Raw genomic sequence first — 18,140 nt, forward strand, 5'->3', positions numbered from 1 at the left:
TTGCGAAATTGCTTATAACCAAACGAACTAACTCATAGGAATATTGAGTGGTTCAAAAGAGCGTCGCCTGCTGTGGCCAATCCGGCTGAGGCGGCAGGGTCGGATCGATCTCGGCGAGTAATGGCCAAAGCTGCTGCGCCAGCGGTGGGGCATCACCGATATCCGGTGTATGGATAAAGAAGAAGGGATTTGCCTCACGCCATTGCGGCAACTTGTTACGCCATGACTCGAACCAGCGAAGATTTTCTTCCTGCTTTTCACTGCCGATAAAGCGAATCAGTGGCTGCGTAGCGGTCAGCACGGCATGTACCGGCACGCGAGGTTTCTTCCGCTGGGCTTCACGCATCGCTGCACTGTCTGGCGCGGCGTGGTGAACCGGGCGGCTGTCGAGAATCACGCGGTTGATACCGCGTTGCTGTAGCCCCTGATTCAGCGCACGTTCTTCATCGCCTTTGGCAAAAAACAGCGGGTGACGGACTTCTACGCCGTAGCTAAATCCCTTTGGCAAGGCATCAAGAAAACGCCATAAAACGGGCAACTGTGTGGGGCCGAAGGCGGCGGGAAGCTGTAGCCAGAGCTGTCCGATACGGTGGGCAATCGGCTCAAGGCATTGATAAAAAAGCCCGACATCGCTATCACAATTCTGCAAGGCTGTTTTATGACTGATCGTTGAGGGAAATTTGAAGCAAAAGCGGAAGTCATCATGCGTCATATCACGCCAGCGCTCGACAACCTCGCGTGAAGGCAGCGCATAAAAGGTCGTGTTACCTTCAACACAGGTAAAATAGCGGCTGTAGTCGGCAAGATCGTTTAATCCTAGCCGACTCCAGGCGGGATGCTGCCATTGCGGTAATCCGATATACATCATCGCACCATAACGTCACTGAATCTCAAGCAGAATAGTGGTGATTATCGCGTAATTGTCAGGGCAGCGCGAGTGAACCGAGAGAAATCGTTTATAAAATCTCGTCCGCCCACTGTGTTGCCTCCATGATCATGGTAAAGAAGTTTTCCTCATCGATACCCAACTGGGTTAACAGTTGTTCAAGCTCTTCCCATTCTTGCTGTTCGTATTTAGTGATTAACGTCAGATAAACCGCGAGTTCACCGGTATGATCCAATAAGCTCTGGTTAATTTTTTCCGATAGAGCAATTTGCGAAAGCAGTAGCGGCATGGGGGAATCTAATACGGCATCGAGCAGAGACAATAATCCGCACAGAAACGCCTCGGTGGTATCGTCCTTCACATTAAAAGAGGCATGCAATAATTCAAAGAATCTGGCGCGAATTAAGCTGGTGCGGTAAAGCTCGCTGGGTTTATTTTCATTACTGTTGGTAATGCTAATTAACGAGACAAAACGTTTAAGCTCGCGTTGTCCAAGCAGCATCGCCATGGAACGGAAAGACATCGACGTTGCCGTGATACCAAAGCGGGTGTTGTATTTGATATTGGTGATGTGGCGCATCAATTTATAATAAAGCGACAGATCAGCACAGACCAATTCTTCGATCGTGGCATAGTTGATCTCTGGTTTATTGACCTCTCTCAGCAGCCTGATGGTATTGCTGGAGTTACTGACCAATTTTTTCGATTTGATCATTTCAGGACGACTGAAAAAATATCCCTGAAACAGAGAGATACCCAGCTTTTTACTTTGCAGGTATTGCTCATGTGTCTCTACCTTCTCGGCCAGATAGATTAACTTGCGCTGCGTGGCTCTTTTGATGAAATTTTCGATGTCACCAAAGGTCGACAGGGTTAAATCGAATTTGATGATATCAACGTAAGGCAAAAACCGATCCCATTCTGAATCCATCGAAAAATCATCAAGTGCAATTTTGAAGCCCTTCCTTTTTAGCTTTTTTACGGCAGCGAAGAGATCATTATTGGGGATCGAATTTTCAAGGATCTCAATAACAACCTTTTCCTGTGGTAATACTTCAGCCTGGCCGTTGATCAGCATCTGATGGGGAAAATTAATGTAGTAAGGCTGCTCAACCACGGATCTTGTCAACGGATTGGTTAAGAACTGATCGGAAATAAGCTGTGCGGTTGCAAATTCAGGACTCACATCAGGAAATCTATTGGTGACGTCCATGCGAAAAAGTAGCTCGTAAGCAACGGTTTGGAGGTGTTGATTTAAAATGGGTTGACGGGCAACAAATGAATACATAGTTGTTCTCCATGTAAACCATACGCATTTGCCAGCAATGGGAAAGCGCTTTTTATTAAAATTTTTATAAAAATCAGCAGTTACTTGGTAATTTTAGCAGGTTTTACTAAAAGGGAAGGTCGGTTTCCGCAAATCCTCACGCGATGCGTACCGGCGAGTTCTGCATCTTTGAGCCGATGATTGGGGGCTTCCGCAGACGTTCAGTTTTGCAACAACTCTATGCGGATTAGTGAACATTCCGTTAACCGGAAAGGAAATTTCGTAAAAAGTGTAGGCGGCAGCGTCGCAGAGCGTTACCTTCATGCTTATCGTTCGGGCGAATATCCTTTATAATAGCCGCCTTTTTTCATCGGACAGTAACCCAGAAAAACCATGCCGTGCAGCGAAAATGCCACTGTTTTTGCACTGTGATCTACCGTGAAAAGTAATCTACCGTGAGAACGTGTGAGCTGGCGGATGAGTAAAAGGACATCGTGATGCGTACTAATTATTGCGGGCAGTTGAATTCGTCCCATGTGGGCCAGGAAGTGACATTGTGCGGTTGGGTTAACCGCCGCCGCGATCTGGGTGGTTTGATTTTTATTGATATGCGTGACCGCGAAGGGCTGGTTCAGGTGTTTTTTGACCCGGATCGTCAGGACGCATTTAAACTGGCATCCGAGTTGCGTAACGAGTTCTGCATCCAACTTACCGGTGTCGTACGCGCCCGTCCAGAAAGCCAAATCAACAAAGATATGGCGACGGGTGAAGTCGAGATTTTTGCCAACGCACTGACGATCGTTAACCGTTCTGAAGCGCTGCCGTTGGACTCCAACCAAACCAATACCGAAGAAGCGCGTCTCAAATTCCGCTATCTGGATTTGCGCCGTCCTGAAATGGCGCAGCGCCTGAAAACGCGCGCTCGTATCACCAGTTTTGTGCGTCGTTTTATGGACGACCACGGCTTCCTGGACATCGAAACCCCGATGTTGACGAAAGCGACGCCGGAAGGTGCGCGTGACTATCTGGTGCCGAGCCGCGTACATAAAGGCAAATTTTATGCGCTGCCGCAGTCTCCACAGCTGTTCAAACAGCTGCTGATGATGTCTGGTTTTGACCGTTACTATCAGATCGTCAAATGTTTCCGTGACGAAGACCTGCGTGCCGACAGACAGCCAGAATTTACCCAGATCGATGTGGAAACTTCTTTCATGACCGCGCCACAGGTGCGTGAAGTGATGGAGAAGCTGGTGCGCGAACTGTGGCAGGACGTGAAAGGCGTCGATCTGGGCGATTTCCCGATCATGACGTTCGCAGAAGCCATGCGCCGTTTCGGTTCCGACAAACCCGATTTACGTAACCCGCTGGAACTGGTCGACGTTGCCGATCTGGTTAAAGACATTGAATTCAAAGTCTTCTCCGGCCCGGCAAACGATGCTAAAGGCCGCGTTGCCGCTATCCGTGTACCGGGCGGCGCACAGCTGAGCCGTAAACAGATTGATGAATACGGCAAGTTTATTGAGATCTACGGTGCGAAAGGTCTGGCTTACATCAAGGTCAACGAGCGTGCCAAGGGTCTGGAAGGCGTTCAAAGCCCGGTAGCAAAATTCCTGAGTGAAGACGTTCTGTCTGCCGTGTTGGATCGTACTGCGGCACAAGATGGCGACATCCTGTTCTTTGGTGCGGACAGTGCGAAAGTGGTGACTGATGCGTTGGGCGCGCTGCGTCTCAAGCTGGGTCGCGATCTGAACCTGACGAAAGACAATAGCTGGGAACCGCTGTGGGTTGTCGATTTCCCAATGTTTGAAGAAGATGGCGAAGGCGGTCTTGCGGCGATGCACCATCCGTTTACCGCACCGCGTGACATGCTGCCTTCTGAACTGGCTGCCAACCCGGTTTCGGCAATCGCCAACGCGTATGACATGGTCATTAACGGTTATGAAGTGGGCGGCGGTTCCGTGCGTATTCACAGTGGTGAGATGCAACAAACCGTGTTCAGCATTCTGGGCATTACCGAACAAGAACAGCGTGAGAAGTTTGGCTTCCTGCTGGATGCGCTGAAATATGGTACCCCGCCGCACGCGGGTCTGGCGTTTGGCCTTGACCGTCTGGTGATGTTGCTGACGGGTACCGATAACATTCGTGACGTTATCGCCTTCCCGAAAACGACGGCAGCAGCGTGTCTGATGACGGAAGCACCAAGTTTCGCCAACCCGGCTTCGCTGGAAGAGCTCGCCATTGCGGTTGTTGTGAAAGGGAAAGCGGCTCAGGATGGAAAATCCGAGAACGAATAAGATGGTATACAAGCGACCCGTTTCGGTTCTGGTGGTGATCTATGCCCGTAACACCGGGCGGGTGCTGATGTTGCAGCGGCGTGACGATCCTGACTTCTGGCAGTCGGTAACAGGCAGCATAGAAGAAGGGGAAAGCGCGCCGTATGCCGCACAGCGTGAAGTCAAAGAAGAAGTTAACATCGATATATCCGCGGAAGCGTTATCACTCTTTGACTGTCAACGCTGTATTGAGTTTGAGCTATTTGCTCATTTGAGACGTCGCTATGCGCCGGGGGTCACGCACAATACCGAACACTGGTTTTGTCTGGCGTTACCTGCTGAGCGCGAGGTGCAATTATCCGAGCATCTTGCTTACCAGTGGCTGGATGTGCCCCACGCGGCACAGTTGACCAAGTCCTGGAGCAACCGGCAGGCGATTGAGGAATTTGTTATTTATCCGGCCTGAACAGGCTTTTTTCGGAGATTTTTATGGCAGGTCATAGTAAGTGGGCTAACACAAAGCATCGTAAAGCAGCACAGGACGCCAAACGCGGTAAAATTTTTACCAAGATTATCCGCGAACTGGTTACCGCAGCCCGTCTGGGCGGTGGCGATCCGGGTTCTAACCCACGTCTGCGCGCCGCGATCGATAAAGCTCTGTCCAACAACATGACGCGCGATACGTTGAACCGCGCGATTGCCCGTGGCGTCGGCGGTGACGATGATGCCAACATGGAAACCATCATTTATGAAGGCTACGGTCCGGGCGGCACGGCCGTCATGGTGGAATGCCTGAGTGATAACCGTAACCGTACGGTTTCCGAAGTGCGTCACGCGTTTACGAAAACTGGCGGCAACCTGGGTACCGATGGCTCCGTTTCGTACCTCTTCACCAAGAAAGGCGTCATTTCTTACGCGCCGGGTCTGGATGAAGATGCGATAATGGATGCAGCGCTGGAAGCCGGTGCTGATGATGTTGTGACGTACGACGATGGTGCGATTGACGTCTTCACGCCGTGGGAAACGTTCGGTGATGTGAAGGATGCGTTAGATGCGGCTGGCCTGAAAGCGGAATCGGCTGAAGTCTCTATGATTCCGTCTACCAAAGCGGATATGGATGCAGAAACGGCACCGAAGTTGATGCGTCTGATCGACATGCTGGAAGACTGCGACGATGTGCAGGAGGTTTACCACAACGGTGAGATCTCCGATGAGATAGCTGAGCTGCTGTAATGGCAGGTCGTTAATGCAACGTAGCAACAGCTATCCACACGAGCGAATCGGCGGAGCGGCACGATGACAGTCGTAGCACTATGACAATAATAGTAGGCATCGACCCCGGTTCGCGCGTGACGGGTTATGGCATTATCCGCCAGCAGGGACGTCATCTGACGTATCTCGGCAGCGGCTGTATCCGTACCGTGGTGGATGACATGCCCACGCGGCTTAAACTGATTTACGCCGGCGTTAGTGAAATCATTACGCAATTTCGTCCAGACTGTATGGCGATTGAGCAGGTTTTCATGGCGAAAAACCCAGACTCAGCCTTGAAGCTGGGACAGGCACGCGGTGTGGCTATCGTCGCGGGTGTGAATCAGGATCTGCCCGTGTTTGAATACGCGGCGCGGTTGGTGAAACAAACCGTGGTGGGAACGGGCGCGGCGGATAAAAAGCAGGTGCAGCATATGGTTCGCTCACTGCTGAAACTGTCGGCCAGTCCGCAGGCGGATGCCGCCGACGCGCTGGCGATTGCCATTACTCACTGCCACTTTAGCCAAAGCCTGCTGCGAACCGCGGCGGCGAAAGTGAACCCGCTGGCAGGAAGACTGCGCTGAAACAGGAGGCTGGATATTCATCCAGCCTTTTTTATGTTATATACTCGTCATACTTCAAGCCATTCTTTCCCTACGTAAAAGGAAGCGCAACGTGATAGGTCGTCTCAGAGGCATTATTCTGGAAAAACAGCCGCCGCAGGTGCTGATAGAAGCTAACGGCGTGGGTTACGAAGTCCATATGCCGATGACGTGCTTTTACGAACTCCCTGAACTCAATCAGGAAGCGATCATCTTTACCCATTTTGTTGTCCGCGAAGATGCACAGCTGCTGTTCGGTTTTAATGATAAGCAGGAGAGGGCGCTGTTCCGTGAGCTGATCAAAGTGAATGGCGTCGGGCCGAAGCTGGCGCTGGCAATTCTCTCCGGGATGTCCGCGACGCAGTTTGTCAGCGCGGTTGAGCGCGAAGAAATCGGTGCATTGATTAAACTGCCGGGCGTCGGTAAGAAAACGGCGGAAAGGCTGGTTGTTGAAATGAAGGATCGCTTCAAAGGCTTGAGCGGCGATCTGTTTAATCCGATCAGCGATATTCCGCTGGCCTCGCCCGCGACTGCAGACAGCCGTGTTAGCGATCCAGAAACAGAAGCCGCAGCGGCACTGGTTGCGCTGGGCTATAAACCACAGGAAGCCAGCCGCATGATTTCCAAAATTGCGCGTCCTGATGCTGATTGTGAAACCCTGATCAGGGATGCACTGCGCGCGGCGCTGTGAGGTATTCATGATAGAAGCCGATCGTTTAATTTCCGCTGACGCCGTTCCCGAAGAAGAATTTATCGACCGTGCGATTCGCCCTAAATTACTGACCGAGTATGTGGGGCAGCCGCAGGTGCGTGAGCAGATGGAAATTTTTATCCAGGCGGCCCGCAAACGTGGGGATGCACTGGACCATCTGTTAATTTTTGGTCCTCCCGGTCTGGGTAAAACGACGCTGGCGAACATCGTTGCCAACGAGATGGGCGTGAATATGCGCACGACGTCGGGCCCGGTGCTGGAAAAGGCCGGCGATCTCGCCGCACTGCTGACCAATCTTGAACCGCATGATGTGCTGTTCATCGATGAAATTCATCGCCTGTCACCCGTTGTGGAAGAAGTGCTGTATCCGGCGATGGAAGACTATCAGCTGGATATCATGATCGGTGAAGGGCCCGCTGCCCGTTCGATCAAACTTGATTTGCCGCCTTTTACGCTGATTGGCGCAACGACGCGTGCTGGCTCGTTAACCTCGCCGCTGCGCGATCGTTTCGGCATTGTGCAGCGTCTGGAGTTTTATAAAGTTGAGGATTTGCAGTATATCGTCAGCCGCAGCGCACAGTGTTTAGGGCTGGATCTGACATCCGAAGGCGCGCTTGAAGTGGCGCGGCGCGCGCGGGGTACGCCGCGTATTGCTAACCGATTATTACGACGGGTACGTGATTTCTCCGAAGTTAAATCGGAAGGCGCGATTACCGGTGCCGTAGCGACGCAGGCGCTGGATATGTTGGCGGTCGATACCGAAGGCTTTGACTACATGGACCGTAAGCTGCTGCTGGCGATCATCGATAAATTCATGGGCGGCCCCGTTGGGCTGGACAATTTAGCGGCAGCGATTGGCGAAGAACGCGAAACTATTGAAGACGTGCTGGAGCCGTTTCTGATTCAGCAAGGATTTATTCAGCGTACGCCGCGTGGTCGAATGGCGACGCAGCATGCCTATCGTCATTTTGGCTTAACGCGTGAAGATTTGGGTTAACGTACGAAGAAGTGTATCGCTTAAGAAATGCTTTCCATACTCAGGGAGACCACGCGGTCTCCCTGACTTTATGTGATTAGAACCAGGCTTCCCACATTGCCCCAACGTTGAACGAATCCAGCTGCGTATTGACGCCGGTCGTTGTCCGCGCGGTGTGTTTGTTATCCACTTCACCGCCGGTAACGTAGAAGCGCAGCATCGGTCTGAACTCAGGCCCCATGGCGATCGAGACATTCTGGGAAAGCGTCAGTTTCCACCCTTTGTTATCACCGCCCTGACCGTAATCTACGTGCTGGTAACCTGCTTCAAGCCAGGTGGAATGCACATCATTCCAGAAATACATCGGGCGCACGATGGCATTGTAGTTACGACGATCGTCCTGACTGGCTGAGTCATTCGAGTAGTCGTGGTAGGCCAGCAGGTATTCGACCTGCGTTTGCGGTGTGAATTTGTATTTGCCTTCAAAGCTGGCATAGAAGGTTTTCAGGTTGTCCGTTTTGTTGTAAACGCTGTTATCCGCATTGTTCGAATAGCGAGTGATAAACTGATTGAGGCTATTTTTCCCCGTGTGGCTCAGGACCGCGCCGCCTTGCCAGGCTTTCAGGCGCGCATCGTTATCTACCGCTTTCGAGTCAAAACCGTAGTTCGCGTACAGCGCGAGATCCAACGGCCCCAGCTTGATGCCATGCACTTTGGACGTCAGCGCGTAATTGCCTTTATCGCCCGTGCCAGAGCTGCCAGTACAGCTGATGCGTGAGGGGTTCGAATTACTCGTGATGATTTCGGGATTACAGGATTCCACGGCCGCGACGGCCGCGACATCGAATTGAATGCCGCCGAGATCAAAGTTCTTTATCCCCGCGCCCTGACCGTCATGGTTCATCCAGAAGTAGTCGTTAATACCTTGCTGTGGTCGCTGGTGGAAATCACGTCCGGCCCAGAGATAGGCGTTTGGCTGAGAAGCAAACAGGTTAGTGACGCCCGCATAGGCTTTTTTCAGGTTAACTTCGTCGCCCCAGTGGTCGATCATCACGACGACATCCCAGATTGCGCCGTTGTCACTCTTGAAAGCCTTGGAAAGCTGGAATTCACCGCCATTGCCTTCGTTGCCCAGACGACCCAGCGCGGAGGCACCGTTATAGGAGCCGTCAACCGCAACATATTTCTGGTCACCGCTCTGGAATTGCGCCCCATAACGCGCATAGCCGGTGAAGTTGATACCATAAGGTATCGCCATGTCAGGCGTCTTGGGGGCTTCCGGCGTGGTCAGCGGGTCGACCTGTTTACTGGCAATCGCGTCTAATTTGGCCTGACGCTCCGCCAGCGCTTTTTCTACGGCCTGAGCAACGATACGATCTAATTGCTCTTGAGTAATCGTTTCTTGTGCGAATGCGGAACCGGAGCAAAGGGCAGCCAGTACCGCCAGCGTAACGGGCAGTTTTTTGGAATTTGTCATAGTCATCTCAATTCGGTAAGTTATTTTCAGACAATAACCATCCCGCTCTGATTGACGTGAATAATGGCACGACGCTCAGAACAAGGTGATTGTTATTTTTTTAACGGTACAGCGTAATTAAATAACTGACGTAATCGACCCTCCCTATAAGGGTATTAAAATGAACTATTGCCTCTGGTAAAGATGAATAATTTCTTCTGATAATTCGCGAGCGAGTAATGATGTCATTAAATGGTCTTGAGCATGCACCATAATTAATGTCATCGGCTGTCTGGCTTCTCCCGCATCCTGTTCAATCAGTTGGGTCTGCATATGGTGGGCTTTGCGCGCGTAGTCATCTGCTTCCTTCAACAGACTTTTGGCTTCATCGATGTGGCCTTTACGCGCAGCGTGTAGCGCCTCAAAACACAGGCTGCGCGATTGTCCAGCATTGACGATAATTTCCATTACTGCATCTTCTAATGTAATCATCATATGACCTATTTTTATGTGAACGAATATTCGCAGCATGTATTTTCTATGCCGCGTTCTTGAATATCGTCTAGGTCGGTTAATGTGAATAATAAAAATATCCCGACGCTGAACGATTTATTTTCTTTCTTCTATTTAATATCTATTTCTGTTTTTATTAACCCCATTAATTACTGCTCACGGTTTTCGTCAGTGGCAGGTCGCCCTGTATTTTTTGTTCCTCGGTTTTCATTAATGTGCGTTCATAAGCTCGCAGGAACGGTAAATACATCAGTGCGGAAAATACCATGCACAGCAGGCACATGATTAGCGGGCTGAAACTCCAGTTTGCAGCCCACGATGCGCCAATGGGAGCCGGTGTTGTCCACGGCGTCAACGACACCACCTGCGCCAGCCATCCCATCTTGGTTGCGGTGTAAGCCAGCACGGCGTTAACCATCGGTACGAAGACAAAGGGGAGGAACAGCATCGGGTTCATGATGATGGGCGCGCCGAACATGATCGGCTCGTTGATGTTAAAGAAGCTGGGTACGACGCCCATTCTGCCGATGGTGCGCAAGTGCGTGACCTTGCTGCGTAACAGCAGAAATGCCAGCGGTAGCGTCGAACCGACGCCGCCAATCAACAGATAGTGATCCCAAAAGCCCTGTAAATAGATATGCGGTAAGACTTCACCGGCTGCCAGCGCGGCCTGATTCACGGCCAGATTGGTCATCCAGAATGGGTTCATGATGCCCGTGACAATCAGCGAACCGTGGATCCCTGAGAACCAGAAAAGCTGGCACAGTAGTACGGACAAAAGAATGGCAGGCAGCGAGTCTGAGGCGGACACCAGCGGTGCCAGCAGGTGCATAATCGCTTCGGGAATGATCATGCCCGTTTGCGCTTCAATGAAAAGATTGAGCGGGTGCAGCGTCGCGACAATCACCAACACGGGAATGAGGATTTCAAATGAGCGAGCGACCCCCGTCGGTACTTCTTTCGGTAAGCGAATAGTAATGTTGTGCTGTTTCAGCGCCGCATAAACTTGGGTGGCATAGATAGACGTCAGTAAGGCGGTGAAGATCCCTTGCCCTGACAGATACTCGGTGGAAATTTTGTCATCGGCGTAAGGCGCGGCAACGAGCAGGAACGCCATAAATGCCAGCAGACCGGACATGACGGAATCGAGATTAAGCTGTCGTCCCAGACTGGCACCCACACCTATGGAGATGAAAAAGGTCATGAGTCCCATACTCAGCTCGAAAGGCAGCATCAGCTGTGCGCGATAGGTGATAGAAAAATCGAGCCAGGTACGGGCAAATCCGACGGTGGTATCGGCGGAAAAGGGAGGAAAAATAAACACCAGCATAAATGAGCCGATGATCATAAAAGGTAGCGCGGCAGTAAAGCCATCGCGGATAGCGATCACATACTTTTGTTGCCCTAAACGCCCAGCCAGCGGGGTAATCGATTGTTCGATAGCGGCAATCATTGATTGATATACGGAACCCATGTGAACACCTTTTTCGTGTGTCGCCGTAGCAGCGACAGCTCGTCACCAAGTATGTTATCGCCACGTTGTACGCCGTAACCCATTGTATCTAAAACTCTTACGGAAATGTCGCGTGTGGCAGTCTTTTATAAACGTGAGCCTATACCAGTTATCTTTCTTCCGCTGCGGACCGCATTTTCCGCCACGCACAATGTAAAAAGTTATTGCTAATATGATTGGATATCATATGGAAACCGTTTTCCATGCAGAGAAAAGAGAAGTGTGATGACCGTCAAGATGTGATGATTTCTGGCGGTATTAATTAGATTTACATCACATCTTATTGGCAGAAATACGCATTGGATGTTAAACGGATAATCGGTTTCCATGCTGGATAGAAACGGTTATACTGCGAAGCAACACAATGCGCGGTTGGTATTCAGGGTTTTGAGTCAGATTTAGCGTTTTCCAGGGGCAAATGATGTCTACAATCAACGATGTATCGCGTTTAGCTGGGGTGTCTAAAGCCACAGTCTCCCGGGTGTTGAGTGGTTCACGCGGCGTAAAGGAAGCTAGCCGTCTTGCGGTGTTAAAAGCGGTTGATGAGCTTAAATATCGGCCGAACGTCATCGCTCAATCGCTGTTAAGTCAATCAACTGGATGTATTGGTGTCATTTGCGCTCAGGACAACATCAACCAGACGACCGGCTACCTTTATGCGCTGGAAAAACACTTTAGCCGACATCAAAAGCATCTCTTGTTGCGCTTTGCCAGCAGCAGGGCTGAAGTGATGAACGTGCTTGATGAGCTGACCAGCGGCCTGTGTGATGACATTTTAATCATCGGCGCGCGTTTTCCGCTGAATCTGGCCGATAAGAACATCATTCTGATCGATTGCATGGAAACGGATACCACGAATAGCCTGCAATTCGATCACGCTTTCGCCACAGAAACCGCGTGTAATTACCTGATTCGGCAAGGAAGACGGCAAATTGCGCTGATCAATCCCGCCGCCAGCAGTTCAGCGGAGCAGGTGCTTTTAGGATATAAGCGGGCGCTGGAAAATAACTTCTTACCGTTCAACCGCAACCTGATCTTTATGGATGCATCTTCATCGTCGTCGGTGGCACTGCAAGTGTTGCTCAATAACAGCACGACGCTGAATTTCAACGCGCTTCTGGTGGCGGACGAGTTGGAAGCCAAACGGGTTATTACGCAGCTTCAGGCGTTTAACAAATCCGTGCCAAAAGACATCATGGTATTCAGCCTGGCGGGGTCTCTCGATATTCCAGGCATTCCGGCAATACCGGCCATTGAATATTCGATGGATGCGATAGCGGCCAGAATCGTGTCCTGGCTTAATGAGAAAACACAGGATGTGCTGGGATCGTATGTCTTGCGGGGTGATTTAATCATTCCAGATATGGCTAACCGGAAATAAACGCTGTTCGTACAGCTTTCAAAATATAAAGCCCCTCTGAATCACGTATTCGGAAGGGCTTTTTGCTATTGAGTTTTTGTACTACTGGGGGATTGATAGGTTAGGCGGGTTGTCGCTTAATCAGGCTGACAATAAATAGCAGCGATGCGCACAGCACCACAGACGGCCCAGCGGGCGTATTGTAGCCGGCTGAAAAGGCCAAACCGCCCGTTACGGCAATCATTCCCACAATAATCGCGATGCTTGCCATTTGTTCCGGCGTCCGTGCGAAGCGTCTGGCGCTGGCGGCGGGAATAATCAGCAGTGACGTAATGATCAGCGCACCAACAAATTTCATAGCGATACCAATCGTTAACGCGGTGGTCAGCATCAATAGCAGCTTGGTGCGCTGTAGCTTCACGCCATCGACGTGCGCCAACTCTGGGCTGATCGTCATAGAAAGTAGTGCGCGCCATTGCCAGCACATAATGGCAACAACAACGATGACGCCAGCGGCGATAACCCACAGATCCTCTGTTGTGACAGAGAGCAAATCGCCAAACAGGTAAGCCATCAAGTCCACGCGCACGTTATTCATCAGGCTGACGACTACCAATCCAAGCGACAGCGCGCTGTGTGCCATGATGCCGAGCAACGTATCGATAGCTAGATAAGGGCGTCGCTCCAGCCAGACAAGTCCCAACGCCAGAATGAGCGTCACGGCAATAACGGCAGCAAACAGGTTGATGTTCAGCAGCAGGCCGAAGGCGACGCCGAGTAAAGACGCGTGTGCCAGCGTGTCGCCGAAGTAAGACATCCGTCGCCAGACTACGAATGAACCGAGCGGGCCAGCCGCAATTGCCAGCAAAATCCCCGCCAGCCAACCGGGAAACAGCAGTTCTATCATGCGTCGTTTCCACCTTGTCTCTTCAAAATGATACGTCCTTGCAGATCGTGACGATGATTATGATGGTGGCGATAAACCGCCAATTGCTCCGCGCCGCGGTGGCCGAACATCGCTAAAAATTCGGGGTGAAGCGAAACGACTTCAGGCGTGCCGGAGCAGCAAACATGTTGATTAAGGCACAGGACTTCATCGGTTTTTGCCATCACCAAATGCAGATCGTGCGAGACCATCAGTACGCCACAGTGGAATTCCTGTCGTAGCTGATTAATGAGGTCGTACAGCGCCAGTTGCCCATTGACGTCGACACCCTGTGTCGGTTCATCCAATACCAGCAACTGGGGCTGGTTGAGCAGCGCGCGCGCCAACAGCACGCGTTGGGTTTCGCCACCGGAAAGTTTCTGCATCGGCTGTTCCAGCAGATGTGCAGCCTGAACCCGCTTAAGCGCCGGTAAAATATCCTGCTTTTTCACGCCGGGGCGCAGCTGCATAAAACGGCTGACGGTCAAGGGCAGGGTGGTATCCAGATGCAGCTTCTGCGGAACGTAGCCGATACGCAGCGCGGGATCCCGTACCAGCGAACCGGAGGTAGGAGACAGTAGACCTAATACCACGCGCACCAGTGTCGATTTCCCTGCGCCATTCGGCCCGAGTAGCGTCAGAATTCGACCTGCCTGCAAGGTAAGAGAGATATCTGACAGAACCTTTCGGCTGCCAAATGTAACTGAAATATTATTAAGTGATACCAATGTGGACATAGAATTCGGTTTGCATAACCCATGTAACGTTATAATATAACAAACAACACCATAAAAATCGATGGGATCGACTTTCATGCAGCAATCTATTCAACAAAAAAAATCTATTCAGCAAAAAAAATGGTTAAAAAGTGTGTTTGTTGCCAGCACGCTACTCGCAAGCGTGATGTCAATCAGCGCGGCATCCGCTGCGGTCATTACGTCAATTCGTCCTTTGGGATTCATTGCGTCGGCTATTGCCGATGGCGTGACGCCAACGGAGGTTTTGTTACCTGATGGCGCGTCGCCCCACGATTATGCCTTGCGCCCGTCTGATGTCCAGCGTTTACAGTCCGCAGAACTGGTGATTTGGGTTGGGCCGGAAATGGAAGCCTTTCTCGGAAAGCCGTTAGCGAAAGTTTCACCTGAAAAGCAGATTACGCTTTCCGCGCTGCCAGCGATTAAATCCGAGCTGGAAAAAGAAGCCGGACACGACCATGAGGATGGCCATGAACAGGCGCATGATGACCATGGAAAGGGGCACGATCATAGCCATGCCGCCCATGATGACGGCGACGATGGTCACCATCATGGTGAGTACAATATGCACATTTGGCTGTCGCCGGAGATGACAAAACAGGCGGCAATTGCCATTCATGCAAAATTATTGGAACTTATGCCTCAGAATAAGGACAAACTAGACGCGAATCTGCTTTATTTCACGGATAAAATCGGGCAAGCAGATGAAAAAATTGTTAAGATGCTAGCGCCTGTGCAGGGTAAAGGGTATTTCGTGTTCCATGATGCCTATGGTTATTTTGAGAAACACTATGGGTTAAGCCCCTTGGGTTACTTCACGGTTAACCCCGAAATCCAACCCGGAGCACAGCGTTTACATCAAATACGAACACAGTTGGTTGAGCACAAAGCCGTATGCGTTTTTGCTGAACCACAATTCAGGCCAGCCGTTATTAATGCTGTTGCCAAGGGAACTGACGTGCGCTCGGGTGTGCTCGATCCATTGGGAAGCAATATTGCACTGGGTAGAGATAGCTATGCCGATTTCTTGTTGCAGCTATCGAACCAGTATGTGAGCTGTCTGGAGGAAAAATCATGAGGATACGAATAAGTGCAGCAGATAGTCCGAACTATCGCTCTGGCGTATAACAGCTTACCTCGGCCCCATCGCGTCATGCTGGGGTCGCTTACCGTTGTGACATTGGCCGTTGCCGTTTGGCGGCCTTTTGTTTATCCCCACGTCGATGATGCCCCCGTCATCGTGAAAGATATCGATCTGGAAACCAGCCAGCTGCGTACGCTGACACCTGAAGCCAGTGAACCGATAGACCAACCCTCGCCGGATGACGACATTCCACAAGATGAGCTGGATGATAAGGTTGCCGATGAAGGCGGCGTACATGAGTACGTGGTCTCTACGGGCGATACCTTAAGCAGCATTTTGACGCAATACGGTATTGATATTGCCGATGTCACCCAGCTCGCCGAGCAGAATAAAGATTTGCGGAACCTGAAAATCGGTCAGCAAATTTCATGGGCTCTGGCAGAGAACGGTGACCTGCAAAGTTTGACTTGGCAGATGTCTCGCCGTGAAACACGTATTTATGAGCGCGTGGGTAACGATTTTAAAGAGCGTATTGAGACGCTGAAAGGCGAGTGGCGGAATAGCGTTCTGAATGGCCGAGTCAGTGGTAGCTTCGTTAGCAGTGCAAAAAACGCCGGTTTGACCAGCACAGAAGTGCGGGACGTGATCAAAGCGCTGCAATGGCAGTTGGATTTCCGTAAATTACGTAAAGACGACACCTTCTCTGTCCTGATGTCCCGCGAAATGCTCGATGGTAAAAGTGAGCAGAGCGAACTGGTCGGCGTCCGTCTGAATACCGGTGGCAAAGACTATTACGCGATTCGTGCAGAAGACGGTAAATTCTACGATCGTGAAGGTTCTGGTTTGACGCGTGGCTTTATGCGTTTCCCAACCATGAAACAATTCCGTATTTCCTCCAATTTTAATCCACGTCGTCTGAACCCGGTAACAGGGCGCGTCGCACCGCATAAAGGTGTCGATTTTGCCATGCCGGTCGGTTCGCCGGTTCTGGCTGTCGGGGATGGGGAAGTTGTGATTGCGAAACGCAGCGGTGCAGCAGGAAACTATGTTGCCATCCGTCATGGTCGTCAGTACACCACGCGCTACATGCATATGCATCGCATCCTGGTTAAACCGGGACAGAAAGTGAAACGTGGCGATCGTATCGGGTTGTCCGGTAATACCGGTCGTTCTACCGGCCCGCATCTGCACTACGAATTCTGGATCAACCAGCAGGCGGTAAACCCGTTAACGGCTAAACTGCCACGCTCTGAAGGGCTGGCGGGTAAAGAGCGTCGTGATTATCTGGCGCAGGTGAAAGAGGTCGTACCGCAGCTTAAGTTTGATTAATTCTATTGACTGCGTGTTATGCCGGTGGCTTGCTGCCGGCATTTTCATTTATAGAACATTTGATAAAACACCAGTTCCTGATTTTTTATTATCGAGCAGACGTGTTTTTACGTAACTGTCGTCGGTGTTGCTAAACGCCGAGCGGCAATTATGATTATGTTCATTGATTGATCTGAAGAGTTTAGGCATGGAAAAAGAAAAAAAATCGAACGCTGAATTTGTTCCCCAGTTTCAACGCGCCTTTTTTCATCCGCGCTATTGGGGCGTTTGGTTAGGCGTTGGAGTGATGGCGCTTGCTGCCTATGTTCCCGCGCGATTAAGAAATCCGGTGCTGGGTGGGTTAGGGCGTTTTGTTGGGAGAATATCAAAAGGCGCACGCCGCCGTGCCCGTATTAATCTGCTGTATTGCATGCCGGAATTAACGGAAGCACAGCGCGAAGCTATCATCGATGACATGTTTGCGACGGCTCCTCAGTCGATGATTATGATGGTGGAAGTAGGGATTCGTAACCCGAAGAAAATCGAAAAATACGTTCGCTGGCATGGCGAAGACATTCTGGATCGCATTAAAGCACAAGATAAGAACGTTATTTTTCTGGTTCCGCACGGTTGGGGGGTTGATATCCCCGCGATGCTGCTGACCTCACGTGGCCAGCGTATGGCGGCCATGTTCCACAACCAGAAGAATGCGCTGGTGGACTACTGGTGGAATCGGTTACGTCGTCGTTTTGGTGGTCGCATCCATGCTCGTAACGACGGCATTAAGCCGTTTATCAGCTCTGTGCGCTCCGGGTGCTGGGGTTATTATCTGCCCGATCAGGATCACGGTGCGGAGCACAGCGAATTCGTTGATTTCTTTGGAACCTATAAGGCAACGCTGCCTGCCGTTGGACGACTGATGAAGGTGTGTCGCGCTGATATCGTGCCGTTGTTCCCGGTCTATAACGCTAAGGACGGCTGCCTCGATGTGTTTATTCGCCCGCCGATGGACGACTTGGCGGACGCGGATGATGCATATATTGCACGGCGCATGAACGAAGAAGTGGAAATTCTGGTCAAACCGAATCCTGAGCAGTACACCTGGATTCTGAAACTGCTGAAAACCCGTAAGCCGGGTGAAATTGAGCCGTACTGTCGGGATGATTTATACCGCAACTAGCTTATACGGTAGATAACAGCGGGCTGATAGGCCGCATAGATAAAAAAGCCGGACGAGAAATCGTCCGGCTTTTTGCTAT

General features: G+C 51.0%; 17 protein-coding genes. 10 read left to right on the forward strand and 7 right to left on the reverse strand.

What is annotated here, in order from left to right; translation table 11 throughout:
* Positions 1–52 precede the first annotated feature (52 nt).
* Positions 53–865: a DUF72 domain-containing protein gene (locus HP572_RS07095; RefSeq protein ID WP_240585716.1), complete on the reverse strand. Its 813-nt coding sequence runs from the start codon at positions 863–865 to the stop codon at positions 53–55.
* Between the two features lie 91 nt (positions 866–956).
* Positions 957–2,174 (reverse strand): EAL and HDOD domain-containing protein, encoded by a 1,218-nt coding sequence (locus tag HP572_RS07100; RefSeq protein WP_240585178.1) that lies wholly within the window; start codon positions 2,172–2,174, stop codon positions 957–959.
* 476 nt (positions 2,175–2,650) lie between these two features.
* Between HP572_RS07100 and aspS the strand changes: the two genes are divergently transcribed.
* From aspS to ruvB, 6 genes are all read left to right on the forward strand, one after another.
* Positions 2,651–4,447, forward strand: a complete 1,797-nt coding sequence (gene aspS, locus HP572_RS07105) for an aspartate--tRNA ligase (RefSeq protein WP_240585179.1) — start codon at positions 2,651–2,653, stop codon at positions 4,445–4,447.
* Between the two features lies 1 nt (position 4,448).
* Positions 4,449–4,892, forward strand: coding sequence for a dihydroneopterin triphosphate diphosphatase (gene nudB / locus HP572_RS07110; RefSeq protein ID WP_240585180.1), 444 nt, complete (start codon positions 4,449–4,451; stop codon positions 4,890–4,892).
* A 23-nt stretch (positions 4,893–4,915) separates the two neighbouring features.
* Complete coding sequence (locus tag HP572_RS07115) at positions 4,916–5,659, forward strand: YebC/PmpR family DNA-binding transcriptional regulator (RefSeq protein ID WP_039480440.1); 744 nt, start codon at positions 4,916–4,918, stop codon at positions 5,657–5,659.
* 80 nt (positions 5,660–5,739) lie between these two features.
* Positions 5,740–6,261 (forward strand): crossover junction endodeoxyribonuclease RuvC, encoded by a 522-nt coding sequence (gene ruvC / locus HP572_RS07120; RefSeq protein WP_010307920.1) that lies wholly within the window; start codon positions 5,740–5,742, stop codon positions 6,259–6,261.
* A 91-nt stretch (positions 6,262–6,352) separates the two neighbouring features.
* Complete coding sequence (gene ruvA, locus HP572_RS07125) at positions 6,353–6,970, forward strand: Holliday junction branch migration protein RuvA (protein WP_039469129.1); 618 nt, start codon at positions 6,353–6,355, stop codon at positions 6,968–6,970.
* Between the two features lie 7 nt (positions 6,971–6,977).
* Entirely contained in the window at positions 6,978–7,988 is a 1,011-nt protein-coding gene (ruvB, locus tag HP572_RS07130) for a Holliday junction branch migration DNA helicase RuvB (protein ID WP_240585181.1), read from the forward strand.
* 76 nt (positions 7,989–8,064) lie between these two features.
* Here ruvB and HP572_RS07135 read toward each other — a convergent pair whose 3' ends face one another.
* The 3 genes from HP572_RS07135 to HP572_RS07145 all read right to left on the reverse strand — a co-directional run bounded on the left by HP572_RS07135 (position 8,065) and on the right by HP572_RS07145 (position 11,410).
* Positions 8,065–9,444, reverse strand: coding sequence for a carbohydrate porin (locus HP572_RS07135; RefSeq protein ID WP_205550728.1), 1,380 nt, complete (start codon positions 9,442–9,444; stop codon positions 8,065–8,067).
* A 165-nt stretch (positions 9,445–9,609) separates the two neighbouring features.
* Positions 9,610–9,915 carry a PTS lactose/cellobiose transporter subunit IIA gene (locus HP572_RS07140; protein WP_240585717.1) on the reverse strand — a complete coding sequence of 102 codons (306 nt, stop codon included), beginning with the start codon at positions 9,913–9,915 and terminating at the stop codon, positions 9,610–9,612.
* 166 nt (positions 9,916–10,081) lie between these two features.
* Positions 10,082–11,410 (reverse strand): PTS sugar transporter subunit IIC, encoded by a 1,329-nt coding sequence (locus tag HP572_RS07145; RefSeq protein WP_240585182.1) that lies wholly within the window; start codon positions 11,408–11,410, stop codon positions 10,082–10,084.
* Between the two features lie 460 nt (positions 11,411–11,870).
* Between HP572_RS07145 and HP572_RS07150 the strand changes: the two genes are divergently transcribed.
* Positions 11,871–12,830, forward strand: coding sequence for a LacI family DNA-binding transcriptional regulator (locus HP572_RS07150; protein ID WP_039556801.1), 960 nt, complete (start codon positions 11,871–11,873; stop codon positions 12,828–12,830).
* A gap of 100 nt (positions 12,831–12,930) precedes the next feature.
* Here the strand turns inward: HP572_RS07150 and znuB are convergent, their stop codons facing one another.
* Positions 12,931–13,716, reverse strand: coding sequence for a zinc ABC transporter permease subunit ZnuB (gene znuB, locus HP572_RS07155; RefSeq protein WP_014915159.1), 786 nt, complete (start codon positions 13,714–13,716; stop codon positions 12,931–12,933).
* Complete coding sequence (gene znuC, locus HP572_RS07160) at positions 13,713–14,471, reverse strand: zinc ABC transporter ATP-binding protein ZnuC (RefSeq protein WP_039273309.1); 759 nt, start codon at positions 14,469–14,471, stop codon at positions 13,713–13,715. The genes znuB and znuC overlap by 4 nt, the downstream gene beginning before the upstream one ends.
* 76 nt (positions 14,472–14,547) lie before the next feature.
* Between znuC and znuA the strand changes: the two genes are divergently transcribed.
* The 3 genes from znuA (at position 14,548) to lpxM (ending at position 18,061) form a co-directional block, all read left to right on the forward strand.
* Positions 14,548–15,567: a zinc ABC transporter substrate-binding protein ZnuA gene (znuA, locus tag HP572_RS07165; protein WP_305852621.1), complete on the forward strand. Its 1,020-nt coding sequence runs from the start codon at positions 14,548–14,550 to the stop codon at positions 15,565–15,567.
* Between the two features lie 12 nt (positions 15,568–15,579).
* Positions 15,580–16,902, forward strand: coding sequence for a murein DD-endopeptidase MepM (gene mepM / locus HP572_RS07170; protein WP_095699307.1), 1,323 nt, complete (start codon positions 15,580–15,582; stop codon positions 16,900–16,902).
* Between the two features lie 187 nt (positions 16,903–17,089).
* Entirely contained in the window at positions 17,090–18,061 is a 972-nt protein-coding gene (lpxM, locus tag HP572_RS07175) for a lauroyl-Kdo(2)-lipid IV(A) myristoyltransferase (RefSeq protein WP_240585183.1), read from the forward strand.
* Positions 18,062–18,140: the final 79 nt, after the last annotated feature.

It is taken from the genome of Pectobacterium sp. PL64 (assembly GCF_022477975.1).
Classification (GTDB): Bacteria; Pseudomonadota; Gammaproteobacteria; order Enterobacterales; family Enterobacteriaceae; genus Pectobacterium; species Pectobacterium jejuense.

What these genes read in the sequence shown, in the direction of transcription:
- ruvB (WP_240585181.1), top strand. Translation starts at nt 6,978, where the DNA reads ATGATAGAAGCCGATCGTTTAATTTCCGCTGACGCCGTTCCCGAAGAA.
- HP572_RS07145 (WP_240585182.1), bottom strand. Translation starts at nt 11,410, where the DNA reads ATGGGTTCCGTATATCAATCAATGATTGCCGCTATCGAACAATCGATT.
- znuB (WP_014915159.1), bottom strand. Translation starts at nt 13,716, where the DNA reads ATGATAGAACTGCTGTTTCCCGGTTGGCTGGCGGGGATTTTGCTGGCA.
- HP572_RS07095 (WP_240585716.1), bottom strand. Translation starts at nt 865, where the DNA reads ATGTATATCGGATTACCGCAATGGCAGCATCCCGCCTGGAGTCGGCTA.
- aspS (WP_240585179.1), top strand. Translation starts at nt 2,651, where the DNA reads ATGCGTACTAATTATTGCGGGCAGTTGAATTCGTCCCATGTGGGCCAG.
- ruvC (WP_010307920.1), top strand. Translation starts at nt 5,740, where the DNA reads ATGACAATAATAGTAGGCATCGACCCCGGTTCGCGCGTGACGGGTTAT.
- HP572_RS07150 (WP_039556801.1), top strand. Translation starts at nt 11,871, where the DNA reads ATGTCTACAATCAACGATGTATCGCGTTTAGCTGGGGTGTCTAAAGCC.
- HP572_RS07140 (WP_240585717.1), bottom strand. Translation starts at nt 9,915, where the DNA reads ATGATTACATTAGAAGATGCAGTAATGGAAATTATCGTCAATGCTGGA.
- HP572_RS07135 (WP_205550728.1), bottom strand. Translation starts at nt 9,444, where the DNA reads ATGACAAATTCCAAAAAACTGCCCGTTACGCTGGCGGTACTGGCTGCC.
- nudB (WP_240585180.1), top strand. Translation starts at nt 4,449, where the DNA reads ATGGTATACAAGCGACCCGTTTCGGTTCTGGTGGTGATCTATGCCCGT.
- znuC (WP_039273309.1), bottom strand. Translation starts at nt 14,471, where the DNA reads ATGTCCACATTGGTATCACTTAATAATATTTCAGTTACATTTGGCAGC.
- HP572_RS07100 (WP_240585178.1), bottom strand. Translation starts at nt 2,174, where the DNA reads ATGTATTCATTTGTTGCCCGTCAACCCATTTTAAATCAACACCTCCAA.
- HP572_RS07115 (WP_039480440.1), top strand. Translation starts at nt 4,916, where the DNA reads ATGGCAGGTCATAGTAAGTGGGCTAACACAAAGCATCGTAAAGCAGCA.
- lpxM (WP_240585183.1), top strand. Translation starts at nt 17,090, where the DNA reads ATGGAAAAAGAAAAAAAATCGAACGCTGAATTTGTTCCCCAGTTTCAA.
- znuA (WP_305852621.1), top strand. Translation starts at nt 14,548, where the DNA reads ATGCAGCAATCTATTCAACAAAAAAAATCTATTCAGCAAAAAAAATGG.